Raw genomic sequence first — 229 nt, 5'->3', positions numbered from 1 at the left:
CGACGCCGTCCGGTCCCAGACGACACCTCCTGCCGCGGTGACCCTCGTCATGTGCGGCGATGCGACGACCGCTCGCGAGAGCGAGACGGTCGCCGGCACGGTCGAGGGCATCATCGAGGCGCGCGCGACGACGTCGTTCGCCGAGGCCGTGGAACTCGCACGCCCCCGCGTCGCCGACGGAACCGCGATCTGGCTCCTCGGCCAGGACACCGCACCTCACCCGCGCGCC

Annotated in this window: 1 protein-coding gene; it reads left to right on the top strand. The window is 73.8% G+C overall.

Going from position 1 to position 229, the window contains the following annotated elements; all coding sequences use genetic code 11:
* Positions 1 to 49 precede the first annotated feature (49 nt).
* Positions 50 to 229: hypothetical protein (locus SB660_RS24365; protein WP_410585234.1), on the top strand; the 180-nt coding region annotated here is incomplete at its 3' end.

The sequence above is a fragment of the Bacillus sp. SIMBA_005 genome (assembly GCF_046535585.1).
GTDB lineage: Bacteria > Bacillota > Bacilli > Bacillales > Bacillaceae > Bacillus > Bacillus pumilus.
This window is presented reverse-complemented; position numbering and strand designations above follow the sequence as displayed.